The 17,428-nt window shown below is 71.7% G+C and carries 13 protein-coding genes; 7 read left to right on the forward strand and 6 right to left on the reverse strand.

Translation table 11 applies throughout. The features are described from left to right. Positions 1-52 precede the first annotated feature (52 nt). The 3 genes from B1759_RS18145 to uvrA all read left to right on the forward strand — a co-directional run bounded on the left by B1759_RS18145 (position 53) and on the right by uvrA (position 7,870). Positions 53-2,101 carry an ELWxxDGT repeat protein gene (locus B1759_RS18145; protein ID WP_095516492.1) on the forward strand — a complete coding sequence of 683 codons (2,049 nt, stop codon included), beginning with the start codon at positions 53-55 and terminating at the stop codon, positions 2,099-2,101. A gap of 67 nt (positions 2,102-2,168) precedes the next feature. Then, positions 2,169-4,712 (forward strand): T9SS type A sorting domain-containing protein, encoded by a 2,544-nt coding sequence (locus B1759_RS18150; RefSeq protein ID WP_095516493.1) that lies wholly within the window; start codon positions 2,169-2,171, stop codon positions 4,710-4,712. A gap of 149 nt (positions 4,713-4,861) precedes the next feature. Next, positions 4,862-7,870, forward strand: coding sequence for an excinuclease ABC subunit UvrA (gene uvrA / locus B1759_RS18155; protein ID WP_095516494.1), 3,009 nt, complete (start codon positions 4,862-4,864; stop codon positions 7,868-7,870). A gap of 25 nt (positions 7,871-7,895) precedes the next feature. Here uvrA and dacB read toward each other — a convergent pair whose 3' ends face one another. From dacB to B1759_RS18170, 3 genes are all read right to left on the reverse strand, one after another. Beyond that, the gene (gene dacB / locus B1759_RS18160; protein ID WP_095516495.1) at positions 7,896-9,086 is read right to left on the reverse strand and encodes a D-alanyl-D-alanine carboxypeptidase/D-alanyl-D-alanine-endopeptidase; all 1,191 of its coding nucleotides are present in this window, start codon (positions 9,084-9,086) and stop codon (positions 7,896-7,898) included. Between the two features lie 251 nt (positions 9,087-9,337). Then, positions 9,338-9,547: a hypothetical protein gene (locus B1759_RS18165; protein ID WP_095516496.1), complete on the reverse strand. Its 210-nt coding sequence runs from the start codon at positions 9,545-9,547 to the stop codon at positions 9,338-9,340. Positions 9,548-9,567: 20 nt separating this feature from the next. Then, positions 9,568-11,247 (reverse strand): T9SS type A sorting domain-containing protein, encoded by a 1,680-nt coding sequence (locus B1759_RS18170; protein ID WP_095516497.1) that lies wholly within the window; start codon positions 11,245-11,247, stop codon positions 9,568-9,570. Between the two features lie 99 nt (positions 11,248-11,346). Between B1759_RS18170 and B1759_RS18175 the strand changes: the two genes are divergently transcribed. Further along, positions 11,347-12,468: a 5-(carboxyamino)imidazole ribonucleotide synthase gene (locus B1759_RS18175; protein WP_198949016.1), complete on the forward strand. Its 1,122-nt coding sequence runs from the start codon at positions 11,347-11,349 to the stop codon at positions 12,466-12,468. A 55-nt stretch (positions 12,469-12,523) separates the two neighbouring features. Continuing rightward, positions 12,524-13,333, forward strand: coding sequence for a DUF1206 domain-containing protein (locus B1759_RS18180; protein WP_095516498.1), 810 nt, complete (start codon positions 12,524-12,526; stop codon positions 13,331-13,333). A 1-nt stretch (position 13,334) separates the two neighbouring features. Here B1759_RS18180 and B1759_RS18185 read toward each other — a convergent pair whose 3' ends face one another. Then, positions 13,335-14,117, reverse strand: a complete 783-nt coding sequence (locus tag B1759_RS18185; RefSeq protein ID WP_095516499.1) for an enoyl-CoA hydratase/isomerase family protein — start codon at positions 14,115-14,117, stop codon at positions 13,335-13,337. A 75-nt stretch (positions 14,118-14,192) separates the two neighbouring features. Beyond that, entirely contained in the window at positions 14,193-15,029 is an 837-nt protein-coding gene (locus tag B1759_RS18190; protein WP_095516500.1) for a hypothetical protein, read from the reverse strand. Positions 15,030-15,164: 135 nt separating this feature from the next. Here B1759_RS18190 and B1759_RS18195 point away from each other — a divergent pair, with 135 nt between their 5' ends. Beyond that, positions 15,165-15,662: an Hsp20/alpha crystallin family protein gene (locus tag B1759_RS18195; RefSeq protein ID WP_095516501.1), complete on the forward strand. Its 498-nt coding sequence runs from the start codon at positions 15,165-15,167 to the stop codon at positions 15,660-15,662. A 143-nt stretch (positions 15,663-15,805) separates the two neighbouring features. Continuing rightward, a complete protein-coding gene (locus tag B1759_RS18200; RefSeq protein WP_095516502.1) occupies positions 15,806-16,318 on the forward strand; it encodes a hypothetical protein in 513 nt (170 codons plus the stop codon). Positions 16,319-16,350: 32 nt separating this feature from the next. Here B1759_RS18200 and fbp read toward each other — a convergent pair whose 3' ends face one another. Next, positions 16,351-17,421 (reverse strand): class 1 fructose-bisphosphatase, encoded by a 1,071-nt coding sequence (fbp, locus tag B1759_RS18205; protein ID WP_095516503.1) that lies wholly within the window; start codon positions 17,419-17,421, stop codon positions 16,351-16,353. Positions 17,422-17,428 lie beyond the last annotated feature (7 nt).

Raw genomic sequence — 17,428 nt, forward strand, 5'->3', positions numbered from 1 at the left:
CCCATGTGGAAGCAGTCTTCGTTTCAAGAGGCACACCCTGCCGACCGGTTCCATGTACCGCTTCTTCCTGACAGCCGCGCTCATCTGCACAGGATGTCTGCCCGCGACGGAGGCACAGACCCTCATCGACCTCGTTCCGGGTCCCGAGGGTTCCTTCCCTGCCGACTTCGCCGAGGCGGGCGAGGTGACCGTCTTTTCGGGGATCCACCCGGACCTGGGCCGCGAACTGTGGGTGACCGACGGAACTCCTGACGGCTCGCGCCTCCTCCGCGACATCCGGCCCGGATCCGTAACGTCCTCTCTCACGAACTTCGTCTCGTGGGACGGGCGCGCCTACTTCTACGCCATCGACGACACCGGGCGGCATCTGTGGGTGTCGGACGGCACCGAGCAAGGGACGCACAAGGTCGTCGCGAGCGGCGGGCCGGCCCCGCAGAGTCTCATCGAGAACGCCATCGCGGGCGGCCTGCTGTTCTTCCCGGGCAACACCCCCACGACCGGCGTCGAGCTCTGGGCGACCGACGGGACCGAGGCGGGCACCCGTCTGGTGCGCAACATCGTGCCGGGATCCGGCGACTCGTCACCTCGCCAACTCCGCGCCCTCGGAGATCGCGTCGTGTTCTCGGCCGACCGGGGTTCCAGCGGTCGCGAGTTGTGGATCAGCGACGGGACGAGCGGCGGCACCACCCTCGTCAAAGACATCAACCCGGGGTCTGCAGACTCAGACCCGGGCTTGTTCCGGGCGGTCGGGGACCGAATCCTGTTCGTGGCCTCGACGCCGGATGAGGGCGAGGAGCTCTGGGTGACGGACGGGACGGAGGCGGGCACCCAGTTGGTCGCAGACATCAACGCCGGGCCTGCGGACAGTGAGATCACGGGGATGGTCGCGCTGGACGACCGCGTCCTCTTCACGGCGTTCACGGCGGACACGGGCCAGGAGCTCTGGACCAGCGACGGCACGCCCGGCGGCACGAGGCTGGTCCGGGACATCAGCCCCGGCCCGACGAGCAGCGACGAGGTTCTGGGATTCCCGACCGGAAGGCTCGGGGCCGGTATCGTGTTCGCCGCCGCCACGCCAGATGCCGGATACGAGCCCTGGTACAGCGACGGCACGGCGGCGGGGACCTATCAGCTGGCCGATGTCCGCCCGGGCAGCGCCAGCGGGATCCCCGGCTTCGAGGCCTATCAGGTGCTCGGCGACCGGCTCTACTTCCTCGCCTCCGCGAAGGAGACTGGCGCCGAGTTGTGGCAGACCGACGGCACCATCGGCGGGACGGTCCTCACCCTGGACCTGAACCCAGACTCGGAAACCGGCCTGGCCGCGACGAGCCTCCGCACCAGCCACGGCGCCTTGATCGCCGCCGCCTCGGACGGGTCGACCGGGGTCGAGCTCTTGGTGCTCCGGGAGCCGGCCGTCACCTCGCGCGCCTTCACGGGGGCTGGCACGTACCGGTTCGGAACCCGCGTCGGGGCGACGCTCGAGGTCGCGGGCGGGGGCGCCCAGGGCTCGGCTCGGATCTCTGCCGAGCGGTTCGACGCGGCGCCCACGAGTGCAGGCAGCATCCCAGAGCCATACGTCGTGCCGACGCGGTGGGTCGTCCGGCTCAGCGCGGGCACCCTCTCGGCGGCGACGTTCCGGATCGACCTGAGCACTGTCTCGGGCGCCCCGCCGACCTTGAAGGCTTACTCGCGGCCTGTCCCTGGCAGCGGGTCGTTTACCGCGCTCGCCACGACCTACGAGAGCGCCGCCGACCAGCTCGTGGTGACCGGAGTCGAGGGGCTCGGGGAGATCGTGCTGGCGAGCAGCGAGCCCACCGACCGCGAACCCGACGCCGAGGTCCGCGGCCTCGCCCTGGCGACGTTCCCCAACCCCACGTCGGGTGTGACCACCGTGGCGCTGACGCTGGCTGCCGCAGGCCCTACCTCGGTGACGCTGTCGGACCTGCTCGGCCGTCGCGTCGCCACTCTCTACGAAGGCCCCCTGGGCGCGGGCGCCCACCGGATCGCGGCCGACCTGTCGGCGCTGCCCGCCGGGGTCTACCTCGTCCGCGCCGAGGCGGGCGGAGCCGTGGCATCGCGGCCGCTGACGGTCGTGCGCTGACCTCTCGCCGGGATGACCCCGATGAGGGGCGGATTTCGCTGTTGCAAGAGAACGCCCCTCTCGCCCCATGTGCTCTCCTGCCTCCTGCCTTCTCGTCGCCGCCGCGCTGGCCGTTGCAGTCCCGGTTCACGCCCAGACGTTCCACTCGCTCGACGAATACGCGGCTCTGAGCGAACTGACCGTCCGTGCCGTCTCGGACGACGGCCTGACCGTCGTCGGCAGCGCGCAGTCGTCGCGCGGGGTCGAGGCGTTTCGCTGGACCGCGCGCGACGGTATCGAGTGGCTGGGCGACCTGCCGGGCGGTGGGTTCCGGAGCTTCGCCCTCGCGGTCTCCGAAGACGGGAGCGTCGTCGTGGGCGGCAGCACGTCGGCGAGCGGCACCGAGGCGTTCCGGTGGAGCGCGGGCGGCGGCATGGTCGGGCTGGGCGACCTGCCGGGCGGCGCGTTCGCCAGCGTCGCCCGCGGCGTGTCGGCCGACGGCGCCGTCGTCGTCGGGGGCGGCGTCTCGGCGTCCGGGGAAGAGGCGTTCCGCTGGACGTCGGCGGGCATGACCGGGCTGGGCGACCTCGGCGGCGGGGCCTTCCAGAGCACCGCGTACGCCGTCTCCGGCGACGGGCGCGTCGTGGTCGGCGGCGGGACGAGCGGCGACGGCCCCGAGGCCTTTCGGTGGACCGAGGCGGCCGGACTGGAGGGCCTGGGCGACCTCGCGGAGGGCCTCTTCGCGAGCGTCGCGACCGGGGCTTCGCAGACCGGCGCTGTCATCGTCGGCGAGGGCACGTCGGCGCTCGGGGCGGAGGCCTTCCGCTGGACCGAGGAGGACGAGGGCGAGGGGGAGCGCGTGATGCGCGGGCTCGGCAGCCTCAACACGGCCACGCCCCTCAGCCGCGCCCTCGCGGTCTCGGCCGATGGAACGACCGTCGTCGGCGAGACGCGGGCCAGCTCGGGATCGCTCGTCGCCTTCCGCTGGACCCTGGCCAACGAGATGGAGGAGATCGGCAGCTTCTCGGACCCCGTCTTCCCCGCCGTCGCGACCGGCGTCTCCGCCAACGGCAGCGTGGTCGTCGGCGAGGACGACGGCAGCCCGATCTCCGGCTACCGGTGGACCAGCGGCGTCGGCGTGCAGGTGATCGAGGACCTGCCCGACGGGCCGGCGGTGCTCGACTGGGACATCCGGGCCGTCTCTGGCGACGGCCGGGCGATCGTCGGGCGGGCCCGCCCTTCGAGCGGCTCCGTGCCCCAGGCGCTCCGCTGGAGCGACGCGGGCGGTTTCGAGTGGATCGGCGCCTTCCCGTCCGGGGATGGGCGGAGCGACGGCAACGCCACCTCGCGCGACGGGAGCGTGGTCGTCGGCGGCAGCCGCACCGACGCGCAGTTCCAGGCGTTCCGCCAGTCGGCCGGCGCAGGGTTCGAGTCGCTGGGCGGCGTGAACGCCGTGGCGACCGGCGTCTCGGACGACGGCATGGTCGTCGTCGGTGAGCACTTCGACCAGAGCGTCGCCTTCCGGTGGACCGAGGACGACGGAATGATCCCCCTCGGCGACCTGCCGGGCGGCAACGCCCAGAGCGAAGCCAGCGCGGTCTCGGCCGACGGCGAGGTCGTCGTCGGCACGGGCTGGTCCGACGATGGGATCGAGGCCTTCCGGTGGGCGTCGGGCGCGATGGTGGGCCTCGGCGACCTGCCGGGGGGCCAGTTCCGCAGCTACGCCTACGACGTCTCCGCCGACGGCTCGACGGTGGTGGGCGAGAGCCTCTCGTCGGGCACCAGCTTCGCCTTCGGCTACGAGGCGTTCCGCTGGACGAGCGGCGGCGGGATGCAGGCCCTCGGGCTCGGCCCCGGCGCCACCTTCTCGACCGCCACGCACGTCATGGGCGACGGGGCCGCCGTGTTCGGCGTGGCCGGGCGGACGGGCCGCAGCGTCGCCATGGTGTGGGAGACCGGCGGCCGGACCGTCCGCCAGATGCTCGAAGCCGACTATGGCCTCGACCTCACTGGCTGGCAGCTCGAACGCGTCGACGGCGTCTCGGACGACGGGATGACGATCGTCGGAACAGGCACGAACCCGCAGGGCCAGCGGGTGCGCTGGCGCGCGCTCCTCGGCGACGCACCGCCGCCTCAGACCTCACTCACCGACGACACCGCGCCCGGCGCCGAGGCGCTCGCGGTCAGCAGCACCGCCCCCTTCGCCGTCGGCGACCGTGTCACCATCGGCCCCGGCAGCGCGACCGAGGAGACGCGGACCGTCGTCGGGTTCGGGTCGCTCCGCCTCGACGCGCCGCTCCAGTTCGCCCACGCCGCCGGGGAGGCCGTCGTCGTCGCAGGCCGGTCGACGAGCGCGGAGGCCGACGACCACTGGGCGTTCGCCCTCGCGACGCACCCCAACCCGACCGGCGGGGCCGCTACTGTCCGCCTCACCCTCGCGGCCTCGGCCCACGTCCACGTCGAGGTGTTCGACGCGCTGGGGCGGCGGGTGGCCCGGCTCCACGACGGTCCGCTCGCGGCCGGCGACCACCTCTTCGCGTTGGACGCGACCGGGCTCCCGGCAGGCCTCTACCTCGTCCGCGCCCAGACGGAGGCGGAGGCGATCACGCGGCGGCTCACGGTCGTGCGCTGAGTCGGCCCGCCTCGGCCTGGATGGGGAGTGACCGAGTCGGACGGGGTGACACGACGGGGGCACCCGCCGTACGTACCTCGGCGCACGCGCCGGACGGAACGGCGCCCCCACCGGCCGGTTCACCGCTGTCGGCCCCCCCGCCCCCCCGAATGGACGACCGCATCCTCATCCGCGGTGCCCGCGAGCACAACCTCCAGGGCATCGACCTCGACATCCCCCGCAACGAGCTCGTCGTGGTGACGGGCCTGAGCGGGTCCGGCAAATCGAGCCTCGCGTTCGACACGATCTACGCGGAGGGGCAGCGCCGCTACATGGAGTCGCTGTCGAGCTATGCCCGCCAGTTCCTCGGCGTCATGGAGCGGCCCGACGTCGACTTCATCGACGGCCTCTCGCCGGTGATCGCCATTGAGCAGAAGACGGTCTCCCGCAACCCGCGCTCGACGGTGGGCACGGTGACGGAGATCTACGACTTCATGCGCCTGCTCTACGCGCGCGCCGCCGACGCCTACTCGTACGTCTCGGGCGCGCCGATGAAGCGGCAGTCCGACGACGAGATCATCGACGCCATCGCGGCCTTTCCGGAGGGCACGCGCGTGCAGATCCTCGCGCCGGTCGTCCGTGGTCGGAAGGGCCACTACCGCGACCTGTTCGAGCAGACGGCCAAGTCCGGCTTCGAGCGCGTCCGCACGGACGGCGAGATCGTGGAGATCACGAAGGGGATGCAGCTCGACCGGTACAAGGTCCACGACATCGAGGTCGTCGTCGACCGACTGATCGTGAAGGAGGGCGTCCGGCCGCGCGTGGCGCAGGCCGCCGAGATCGCACTCGGCATGGGCGGCGGCACGCTCATCGCGCAGATCGACCGGAGCGGCGACGAGGCCGAGCTGCCGACGGGCGACCGCCTCTTCTCGCGCCACCTGACCGCGCTGGCCGACGGGCTGAGCTACGACGACCCCTCGCCCAACACGTTCAGCTTCAACAGCCCGTATGGCGCCTGCCCGGCGTGCAACGGGCTCGGCGTGCGCCGTGAGATCGACCCGGACCTCGTCGTCCCGAACCCCAAGAAGACGATTCGCCAGGGGGCGCTCGCCCCGCTGGGGACGCCGCGCGACGTGTGGGTCTTCAGCCAGCTCGGCGCCGTCGCCGAGGTCTACGGGTTCGACTACGACACCCCATTCGAAGACCTGACCGACGCCCACAAGGCGGTCATCCTGGACGGCGCGGGCGACGAGCAGTTCGACATCGTCTACTCGTACAAGGGCCGCAAGGTGACCTACCAGCACCGCTACAGCGGCGTCTATGGGCACGTCCAGCACACGCTCGACAACGCGTCCTCGAAGGCGCAGCGGACGTGGGGCGAGGCGTTCATGCGCCTCCGCGCGTGCAAGGTGTGCGACGGCGGGCGCCTCAAGCCCGAGTCGCTGAGCTACCGCGTCGGCAACACGGGCACGTACGAGGGCGATCAATCCATCGCCGACCTCGTGCAGATGGATCTCCGCACGCTCCGCCAGTGGTTCGAGGACCTCGACCTGCAGGGCCGGCAGGGCACCATCGGCACGCCCATCGTCAAGGAGATCCGCGAGCGGCTGGACTTCCTGCTGAACGTCGGCCTGGACTACCTGACGCTGGACCGCCCCGCGCGGACGCTCTCGGGCGGCGAGTCGCAGCGGATCCGGCTCGCGACCCAGATCGGCACCCAGCTGACGGGCGTGCTGTACGTGCTCGACGAGCCGAGCATCGGCCTGCACCCGCGCGACAACGTCAAGCTGATCGCCTCGCTCACCGCGCTCCGCGACCTCGGCAACTCGGTGCTCGTCGTCGAGCACGACCGCGAGATGATCGAGGCGGCCGACTTCGTGGTCGACCTCGGGCCCGGTGCGGGCGAGTTCGGCGGACTGCTGCTGGCGGCGGGCACGCCGGAGGAGATCGCCGATGTGTCCGGCGACGGCGCCCCGCCGGAGAGCCTGACGACCGCCTACCTCGCAGGCCTCCGCGCCGTCCCGACGCCCGCGCGGGAGGATCGGCGGCCCGGCTCCGGCCACTGGCTCCGCCTGACGGGCGCCCGGGGCCACAACCTCCGCTCGGTCGACTTCGACGTTCCGCTCGGCACGCTCACGGTCGTCACCGGCGTGTCGGGCTCGGGCAAGTCGAGCCTCGTCAACCAGACGCTGGCGCCGATGCTGGCGGCGCACTTCCACAACGCGCAGTCGGTGCCCCTCCCCTACAACGACGTCGAGGGGCTGGAGCACATCGACAAGGTCATCGCCATCGACCAGTCGCCCATCGGGCGGACGCCGCGCTCCAACCCGGCGACGTACACGGGCCTGTTCGGGCTCATCCGGGACCTGTTCGCGCGCCTGCCGGAGTCCGAGATCCGCGGCTACAAGCCGGGACGGTTCTCGTTCAACGTCAAGGGCGGGCGCTGCGAGACGTGCAAGGGCGCGGGCATCATGAAGCTCGAAATGAACTTCCTGCCGGACGTCTACGTCGAGTGCGAGACGTGCAAGGGCAAGCGCTACAACGCCGAGACGCTGGCCGTCAAGTACAAGGGCAAGTCGATCGCCGAGGTCCTGGAAATGCCGGTCTCGGAGGCGCTCGGCTTCTTCGAGGCCGTCCCCCGCATCGCCAAGAAGCTGCGGACGCTCGACGCGGTCGGGCTCGGCTACATCCGCCTCGGGCAGCAGGCGACGACGCTCTCGGGCGGCGAGGCGCAGCGCATCAAGCTGTCCAAGGAGCTCTCGCGGCCGGGCACGGGCCAGACGCTCTACATCCTCGACGAGCCTACGACGGGCCTCCACTTCGAGGACGTCCGCCACCTGCTGCTGGTCCTCCAGGCGCTCGTCGACAAGGGCAACACCGTGCTCGTCATTGAGCACAACATGGATGTGGCGAAGCAGGCCGACTGGGTGGTGGACCTCGGGCCGGACGGCGGCGCGGGCGGCGGTCACATCCTCTACGCCGGTCCGCCTGAGGGCCTCGCCGAGGCGGACACGCCCACGGCGCCCTTCATGGCGGAGGAGTTGGAGCGCGCCCGGACGGCGACCAGCCCCATGCTGGCCGTCCGCGAGATCGACCTCGACCAGCTCGCGTCCGGCGACGACTCAGGCGACGACGGCGACGAGGTGGAGGAGGACGAGCCGGAGGAGGCAGAGGTGTAGCGCCGAGGACGCCGCGGCCGTGCCGTCAGCCGCCTACCGGGCGGCCCCGGAAGTCGGCCAGGAGTTCGACCACGGTGTCCTGCGCCCAGTTGATGCGGCTCGTGCGGACGGTGTAGCCGTTGCACATCAGCGAGAACGCGAGCTCACGGCCGGATGCCGTTGTGACGTAGCCCGAAAGCGTCCGCACCCCGTTGATGAAGCCCGTCTTCGCGCGGACGTTGCCGCGGGCGTCACCGATCCGGTAGCGCCGCTCCAGCGTGCCCGTGATGCCACCTACCGGAAGCGACCCGACGAACGCCTCCTGCGTAGCACGCGACGGATGCGTCCACATGACCGTGAGAAGGTCGACGGTGCCGGAGGGCGTGAGCCGGTTCTGCCGCGACAAGCCCGACCCGTCCGCGACGACGGCCATCTGGGGGTCGATGTCGATCCGGCGCAGGAACGAGCCGATGGCCGCCGACCGCAGATTGGAGGGCGGCGGCCCAGCGCCGGGGTAGGCGGCGGCCGTAGCCACCCAGAGGAGCCGCTCGGCGTAGAGGTTGTCGGAGTCCTCGTTTGTCGTGCGTACGATCGAAGCCAGCGGTGGCGAGCTGTACGACGCCAGCGGGACGAGCATCTCCTCGTCGGGAAGCGCCTCGGGAGGCACCACCCGGACCGTGCGGTCGACGACCTGGATGTCCGCGTCCTCGAGAGCTGTGAGGAGCGCCCGGACGAACCTCGAGTCGGGATCCGGCACAGCCGCGTCGGTCACGAGGATGGGGCCGAAGATGGTCCGGATGCGCCGCTCGCGGAGGCTGTCGGCCCAGGCCTGGAACACGCCTCGCAGTTCGGTCCGGTAGCGCGATCCCGCGAACGCCGGGTCCCCCACGCCGCGGACGACGAGCGGACCGTCGAGGGTGCCGAAGGCGACCGTCCCCGCCCCTGAGAGCCGAGTCACAAACCGGTGGTCCGGTCCCAGGACGTCGAGCGCCGCTGCGGTCGTAAGCAGCTTCATGTTGCTCGCCGGGATGAACGAGGCGTAGGCGTCGCGGGAGTAGTAGACCTCACCGGTCTCCAGGTCGACGACGTGCGCACCCCAGTGCGCCGGGCCGAAGGCGCGCTCGCCGAGGACGGCGTCGATGGAGTCGGCCAGCGCCCAGCGGTCGTAGGTCGGCTGGGCGAGCGCGGAGAGGCTGGCGAGGACGACCGCGACAGCGGTCAGGCAGAGACGACGCATGCGGCAGATCGGCGAGGGGGGTCGGCGCAGGCCCCCACACGATGGCGACGATGGGGCCTGCGAACGGCGAATTCCGCTCTGGCTCCCGAGATAGGGTCAGCATACCACCGAGCCGACGCGTGCGCTATCGACTCGGGAAGAAGGCGGGGGCCTCGCCGACCCGCCTCGGTGCCGAGGCGGAGGCGCTCAGAGAAGAACAGGACCGCCCCACGGTGCCGAGAGGCCCGCGAGCCGGAGCTACCGGGCGTGCGCTACACGCCGCAGTTCTGCTCGGCGATGAACGTCGCCGAGCCCGACGAGTTGGCGGCGTCGGTCTGGAACGTAGCGTCGCGCCAGCCGTGCCCCTCGCAGCCCCCGTCGTAGCCCGCCTCCAGGAAGCTGGCCGCGACACGCCGGGCGCCCTGATCGGTGAAGTCGAAGCGGAGCGTCAGGTCATCGTAGAGGTAGCCCTCGATGCGCATGTCGATTCGCGCGGCGTCGGTCAGCGCACGACCGTCACCATGCGGGTCGCCTCGCCTGCCTCGGTCCTCACGCGAACGAGATAGAGGCCGGGCGCGAGCGCCCCCAGGTCCAGAGCGTGCTCGCTACGGCCGGAGGGCAAGGGGCCATTCCACACCGACTGCACGAGCCTCCCCGACACGCTGAACAGGTCCACCCGGACCCGCGCCGAGGAGGGGATCGCGAGTTCGAGCCTCGCCGCCATCGCGGAAGGGTTCGGTGAGACCGAGAGCGCGAGCCTCCCGCCCACTTCCTCAGGCTCGGTGGCGATGGGAACGGTACCGTAGGAGTACAGCGAGCGGCTCGCATCCACCCAGGTGCGAAGCGTCGGGTCCCAGGCAGCGGCAACGCGGGAGGTCGCGCGGTCGAGCGCGTCGTACTCCCAGACCGTGTCGGTTCCCGAGCGGAGGGTGACGCCGTCCTCGGCGAAGGCCTCCGACAGGGTCCGGAGCGGGGCACCCGTCGGGTGGAAGGAGAACACCGACCGCATCATGAGGGCCCACATCTGCGCCCCCACCTCCCACTGCTCGGTGACCTCGTCCACCAGGCGTCCTCCCTCATACGCCCGGCGCAGGCGTCGGCGTGGGACCCAGGCGCCCTCCCAGACGCTCGTCATGAACGCGACCAGCCGACCACCTGCGGTCTCGGTCTCGGAGCGCGACACGTTGATCCACGCGTCGTCCTGCCATGACTGCGTGACCTCGACGCCGCGCTGCCCGCTCTCCGTGTCGGACCGGATCGTCTGGAAGGTGTTCTCCCAGGCGGCCGTCGCTCGGTTCCACCCCTGCGTGCGCACGGTGTCGGCCTCGGCACCGAACAGGTACAGCGTCTGGCCCGAGGGGACCCACGCTCCGGCCTGCCGCTCCTCGGTCACGCTGGCGAGGCGCACGCCGTCGGCGTCGGCGGTGAGGGTGGTGCGCGAGACATCGACGAAGCGACCGACCTCGGCCCAGCGCTGGTAGAGGACCACCGAGCCGCGGTCGTCGGCGGCGTAGCTGGTCAGGGTGCGGTCGACCGGGAGGGTCTCCAGGGTTTCCTCACGCAGGGCCTCGGTGAGGACGAGCACGACGCGGTCGGCCGCATCGTAGCCCAGGCTTCGCTGGGCGAGGATGCGCCAGAGGGTAGCGTCGGCATCCCACCGCTCCTGCCGCTCGCCGAGCGAGCGCTGGTCGGGCCGGTAGAAGTAGGTCGCACGCGTCGTCGGGATCCAGGCGGACGCGTCCCACCGGGCGTCGGTCTGGACCTGGTCGGCACCGTCGAGGGCGTACCGGGTCTGTTGGTCGTTGACCCAGCCCGTCCCCACGGGGAGCTGTCGGACGCGCTCGGCCAGCCGCCCGTCGTCGCCGAGCGCGCGCAGGATGCGGTCAGTGCTCGTCCATGCGGAGGTGGTTCGGTCCCACGTCTGCTGCTCCTCGATGGAGCCTTCGGCGCGAGACGACGCGAGGCGCTCCGCGCCCGACTCGAGGCGCGAGGGCGGGCAGAGTTGCTCCGCGAGACCGACGCGGCCGGGCACCGCACGCAAGGCCTCGCGGTGGCGCGTGAGGGCCGGCGGCTCCCCCGCCTCGACCAGCCAGTCCGACACGCACGCCGCCGTCTGTGCCACAGCGGGCCGTCCGCCGAGGCCGAGCGCCAGGGCGGTGAGCGAGAGGACGAGCAGGCGCATGGCGGAGTGTAGCGACGGGGCTCGGACCCGAGTGTGGGGAAACATCCGGCACCGACCGGGAGGCTCCCGGTAGCTTGCCCTCTCCCCCCGCGCGTGCCCGTGCCCCTCCCCGTTCTCGGCATCCTCGGCGGCGGCCAGCTCGGCCGCATGACAGCCCTCGCCGCCGCCCGCCTCGGCGTCACCGTCCGCATCCTCGCCGACCACGAATCGGGCACCGGGCGGCCGCTCGCGGGCGTCACCGTGGCCGACTGGACCGACCCCGCCGTGCTCCGCGACTGGGCTGCCGGATGCGACGCCGTGACGGTGGAGAGCGAGTGGGCACCCGCCGACCGCCTGCTGGCGGCCGTTCCGGACGTGCGGCTTCGGCCCGGCGTCGCCACGCTGACGGCCATCCGCCACAAGGGGCGGCAGAAGCGCGTCCTCGCCGAGGCCGGGCTCCCGCAGCCCGACCACGTGCTCGCCGCCACCCGCGCCGACGCCCGCGACGCGGTCGCCCGATTCGGCCAGGCCGTGCTGAAGCAGTTCGAGGGCTCGTACGACGGCTACGGCAACGCGACCTGCCGGGCGTCAGATGAGGTGGACGCAGCCTGGGACACCCTCGCTGCCGAGGACGGGCTCCTGGTGGAGGCGTTCGTCCCGTTCGTCGCCGAGGTCGCCGTGACCGTGGCCCGGCGGCCCGACGGCGAGGCCGCGGTGTACCCGGTCGTGCGGAGCGAGCACCGCGACCACCGGCTCCACGCGGCGACGGTCCCGGCCGGCCTGTCCGAGGCGACCGAGGCCGAGGCCCGGCGCGTCGCCCTGGCGACGGTCACCGCACTGGACGTGACCGGCGTCGCCACGGTCGAACTGTTCCTGCTGGATGAGGGGGGCGTGCTGGTGAACGAGGTCGCGCCGCGGCCCCACAACACCGCCCATCTGACGATCGACGCGAGCCACACGTCGCAGTTCGAGAACCACGTCCGCGCCGTGCTGGGCTGGCCGCTCGGGGAGACGGGCCTGCGCGTGCCTGCGGCCTGCATGGTGAACGTGCTCGGCGACCGCGAGGGCACGACCGCGCCCGATCTCTCGGCAGCGCTGGCCGTGCCGGGAGCCAGCGTCCACCTCTACGGCAAGGACTCCGTCCGCCCGACCCGAAAGATGGGCCACGTCACGGTCGCCGCCGAGACTCTCGACCTCGCCCGCGAGCGCGCCGAGGCGGCGGCAGCGGCCGTGCGGCTGTAGCGGACCCGCGTGAGCGAGAGGCGCGTTCCGACAGCCCTCTCTCTCCCTACCCGTCATGTCCGCCTCGTCCGTCGCCCGTCACCCCCTGGAAACCGCCGGACGCATCGGCTACGCCTTCAAGGGCGTGCTGTACCTGCTGCTCGGCCTGCTCGCCGTGGACACCGCGCTGGACGGCGGTTCGACGGAGGGCCAGCGAAGAGCCCTCCAGACCGTCGCGGAGAGCAGCTTCGGGTCCATCCTGCTCACCCTGCTGGGGATCGGACTGGCGGCCTACGCGGCGTGGCGGCTGGCGATGGCCGTCCTCGACCCCGAGCGGCAAGGCACTGACGCCCACGGACTCGTCAAGCGAGCCGGCTACCTGATCAGCGCGGTCTCCTACGGCACGCTCGCGTACGCCGCCTACCGGATCCTGCAGGGCGGCAGCGCGAGCGGCGGATCGGGCGGGGCCGAAGAAGGCGCCCAGCAAGCCCTCGCGCTTCCGGGCGGCCGGTTCGTGCTGGCGGCCGTCGCACTGGCGGTACTCGGGTATGGCGGGTACGAGTTCATCCGCGCGCACAAGGCGTCGTTCATGGACAACCTGTCCCTCACCGGCGAGGCCGCGAAGCGGCGCGACGCCATCCGGACGATCGGGCGCGCGGGGCTGGTGGCGCGCGGCGTCGTGTACGGCATCATCGGGCTCGCGCTCGGCGTCGCAGCCTACCGCTACGACCCGGAGGCCGCGCGAGGGCTGGACGGCGCGCTGTCGACGCTCCGGGACCAGCCATACGGCGCGGTGCTGCTCGCCATCGTCGGGCTTGGGCTGGCGGCGTACGGCCTCTACTGTGGCGTCAACGCACGCTACCGACGGTTCGAAGGCGACCAGTAGGTCATGGGGCGTCGCGTCGCCACGGCGGGTCCGTCTTCCCGAGGAAGGCCGCGACGCCTGCCTTGCAGTCGTCGGTGGAGCGCGCGAAGGCGTTCAGCCGCGCGGCGTAGCTGAGCCCCTCGGCGAGGCCCATCGAGGGCACGTCGGCCAGGAGACGCTTGGTGAGGGCGACCGCGCTCGCGCTCGTCTCGGTCGCCAGGTCGCGGCAGAGGGCATCCACCGCCACGTCCAGGTCGCCCGCGGGCACGGCGCGCGTGACGAGGCCGATACGCTCCGCCTCGGCCGCGTCGATGAGGTGGCCGCGCAGAAGCAGGTCGCGCGCCGCGGCTTCGCCCAGCTTGCGGACCACGAACACGGCCACCAGCGCCGGCACGAACCCGATGCGCGTCTCGGTGAAACCAAGCTTGACATCGTCCGCCACGAGCGAGACGTCGCAGACGGCCGCCAGCCCGCAGCCGCCCGCGATGGCGTGCCCCTGGACCTTGGCCACCACCGGCTTCGGCAGCGTGTAGATCGTCTCGAACAGCCGGGCGAGCAGTTCCGAGTCGGCCAGGTTGGCCTCGGCGCTGGCCGTCTGGAGCCCCTGGAGCGCCGCGAGGTCGGCCCCGGCCGAGAAGGCGCGTCCGGTGCCCGTCAGCACCACCACGCGGACCGCGTCGTCGCGTCCAGCGGCTTCCAGCGCCTCGGTCAACTGTTCGACCAACTCGCCCGAAAGGGCGTTGCGGACTTCCGGACGGTCGAGGGTCAGCGTGAGAATGGAGCCGGACGAGTGGGACTGGAGCATGGAGGCGTGAGGCGTGAGGCGTGAGGCGTGAGGCGTGAGGCGTGAGGCGTGAGGCGAAGGTGCGGACGACGGTCTCTACATGCCACTCCCGAACGCAGGATCACCACTGCCGCCCTCCCGCTCGCCGCTCGCGGCGACCGCCAGAAACCGGTACAGCGGCCACAACTCCTCCTGCGCGTCGATGGCGGCCCCGACCAGCATCGGCCCGAGGCGGTCCACCTCGGCGCGGTCGATCCGGCGCATCACCCAGATGCCCTTGGCGCGGTCGAGCCCGTCGGGCAGCGCGTCCAGGGCCGTGTCGAACTCCGGGTGCCCCTCGGGCTTCGTGACGTGGGGCGCGAACGACAGCCGGTAGCCCCGGTCGATGAGCGCATTCAGAATGGGGAGCGACACCTCGGGCTCCTCCACCAGCCGACGCCGGGCCGGACCGAACAGCCCCTTCGCATAGTCGCCGATGTAGAGGCCCCACCGAAAGGCGTCGGCGTGGATGGCGTGGCTCAGTTGGACGTCGGTCAGCCGCTTTCGGGGCCGGCGGTAGAAGCTCATCCACAGGTGACTGTGCGAACCGCCGCGGCCGAAGTCGTTCTTGAGGATGCGGCTGAAGACGTTCCTCTCGGTCTCGAACGGCAGCCCGTTCGGCAGCACCCAGTTGACGGCGAGGTCGTCGCGGTACCGCTTGAACGGCGCGGTGACGGCGCGGTCCAGCACGGCCTTCTCCTTCTGGTAGCGCCCGATGTGCGGCTCGGCGCGGAGCCGCGCGAGCGCCTCGAACCCCTCGGCCGGAAACCCCTCGAACGTCAGGTCCAGCGGCTGTGGGCGAGCGAACGGCGGGGCGGCAGCGGGGACGAGCGGCAGGTCGGGCGTCACGATGTCAAAGGGGGAGGACCGCTCTTCCCAACCGGCGCCGACCATGCCGGGTTCTGGCTGTCAGCCTGACAGCGGAACCGCACCTCCGGTGACAACTTGTTCCAATAACGGATCTGGCACAGGACTTGAAAGGCCGCTCCCTGCCTCCGGGCATCCTGTTTCATCCATCCCCTTCCTCCCATGACGACGTTCCCGTTCCGACCCGGCCGCGACTTCGCCATCCTGCGCCGGGAGATGGACCGTCTCTTCGACGACGCCACCGCGGGCGATCGCTCCAGTGCCCAGACGGTCTGGAGCCCCCGGGCCGACGTGGCCGAGGCCGACGACGCCTACTTCCTCACGCTCGACCTGCCGGGCATCGACCGCGACGCCCTCGACGTGACCTTCGACGACGGCACGCTCAAGATCTCCGGCGAGCGCCAGCATACTGCCGAGCGGACCGGCGCCCGCGCCCACCGCGTCGAGCGCGCCCATGGCCGCTTCTTCCGCTCGTTCGTGCTCGGCACCGACGTGGACCCCGAGGCGATCGAGGCGACCTATGACGACGGCGTGCTCTCGGTCCGCATCGGCAAGAGTGAGGCGCGCCAGCCGCGCCGCATCGAGATCGGCTCGCGCGGCGCCCGCCAGCTTCATGAGGGCGACGGCCACACTCGCGAGCCCGAGGTGATGGAGGCGTAGTCTCTCCCCTGCTCCCCGTTCGTCCTGCCCCGGTCGCTCCTGCGGCCGGGGCGTTTTTATCCCCCTGAGTGGACGCCGTTGTGGGTCGCGATCGCCCCCCCGTCGGCGCGTAGCCTGTGCGCTCTGCCCGGTCCCCCTTTCCCATGCGTGCGCTCGTCCTCCTCGTCCTTCTCGTCACCGCCGTCCCGCTGGCGGCGCAGGTCCACGTTCGCGGCCTCGCCAACGCGGGGTACGACGCCGGATACGCAGCGCCGTCGGTCGGCCTCGGTGCCGAGGTGGAGTGGGCCCGCCCGGAGTCCCCCCTCTCGGTCGCCCTCCGTCCTTCCGTCGATGTCGTGTTCGCCGAGTCGATCCCGTTCGTCTCGCTGGACGCCACCCGCCCGGCGCGGTCCGACGCGAGCGACTCCGACGTGACCCGGCTCGGCGCGGAAGTGCTGGTCCGCTGGACGGCTGCGCCCGGCCCCGCGGTGCCCTACCTGAAAGCCGGCGTCGTCAATGAGTACGAGCGCATCCGATCGGGCGACCTCGTGTTCTCCTACTGGCAGGCCGGCGCGGTCGCAGGGGCGGGTGGCGCCGTCGGCCCCCTCTATCTCGAAGGGACGATCGGCTTCGGGGACGCCAGCCGCCACCGTCTGGCGCTGGGCGTCCGGTTCTGAGTGGTCCCGCCTCGACGCCGAGGCCAGGCGGATCAGTCGCGGCTGGTGCGCTCGCCGGACAGGAACGCCAGCGCGTCCTCCACCATCGCCGGGCTGCCGATGTAGACCGGGCAGCGGTCGTGCAACGCCTCGGGCTCCACGTCCAGGATCGGCCCGTTGCCGGTCTCCGCGCGCCCGCCCGCCTGCTCCACGATGAAGGCCATCGGGTTGGCCTCGTACATCAGGCGCAGCTTGCCGTTCGGGTTGCGGGTGTTGGCCGGGTAGATGTAGACGCCCCCCTTCATCAGGTTGCGGTGGAAGTCGGCCACGAAGGAGCCGATGTAGCGCGTCGTGTAGGGGCGCGCGGGCGCATCGTCGGGCGCCTCCTGCTGCATCCACTTGATGTACTCCTTGAGGCCTGGCTCCCAAGAGTTGTAGTTGCCCTCGTTGATGGAGTAGATGTTGCCGCGGTCCGGCGTGGTGATGTCGGGGTGCGAGAGCAGGAACTCGCCGATGGACGGGTCGAGCGTGAAGCCGTTGACGCCGTTGCCGGTCGTGTAGACGAGGATGGTGGACGAGCCGTAGACGATGTAGCCCGCCGCGACCTGCTGGCGCCCGCACTGGAGCGCGCTCTCGATGGTCACCTTGCCGACGTGGTCGTCGGGGATGCGGTAGATCGAGAAGATGGTCCCGATGGAGATGTTGACGTCGATGTTGGACGAGCCGTCGAGCGGGTCGAACAGGACGACGTACTTGCCCTGGCAGTCGTCGAAGAGCAGCGGGATGGCCTCGGCGTGCTCCTCGGAGCCGATCAGGCAGACCTCGCCGCCACGCCGGAGCGCCCTCACGAAGGCCTCGTGGGCGAGCACGTCGAGCTTCTTCTGCTCCTCGTCCTGCACGTTGATCTCGCCGGTCTCGCCGAACAGGTCCACGAGCCCAGCCTTGCGGACGTCCCGCTCGACCATCTTCGCGGCCACGGCCATGTCGCGCAGCAGACGCGAGAACTGGCCCTTCGACCCGGGCGACTCCGCCTCGCGCTCGATGATGAACTGCTCCAGGGTGATGAACGAGCTGCCCCCCGTCGCGAGGGTCGCCCCAGCGGCGCCATTGTGGGAGAACGTCATGGGATCG

The organism is Rubrivirga sp. SAORIC476, from assembly GCF_002283555.1.
Taxonomy (GTDB): Bacteria; Bacteroidota; Rhodothermia; order Rhodothermales; family Rubricoccaceae; genus Rubrivirga.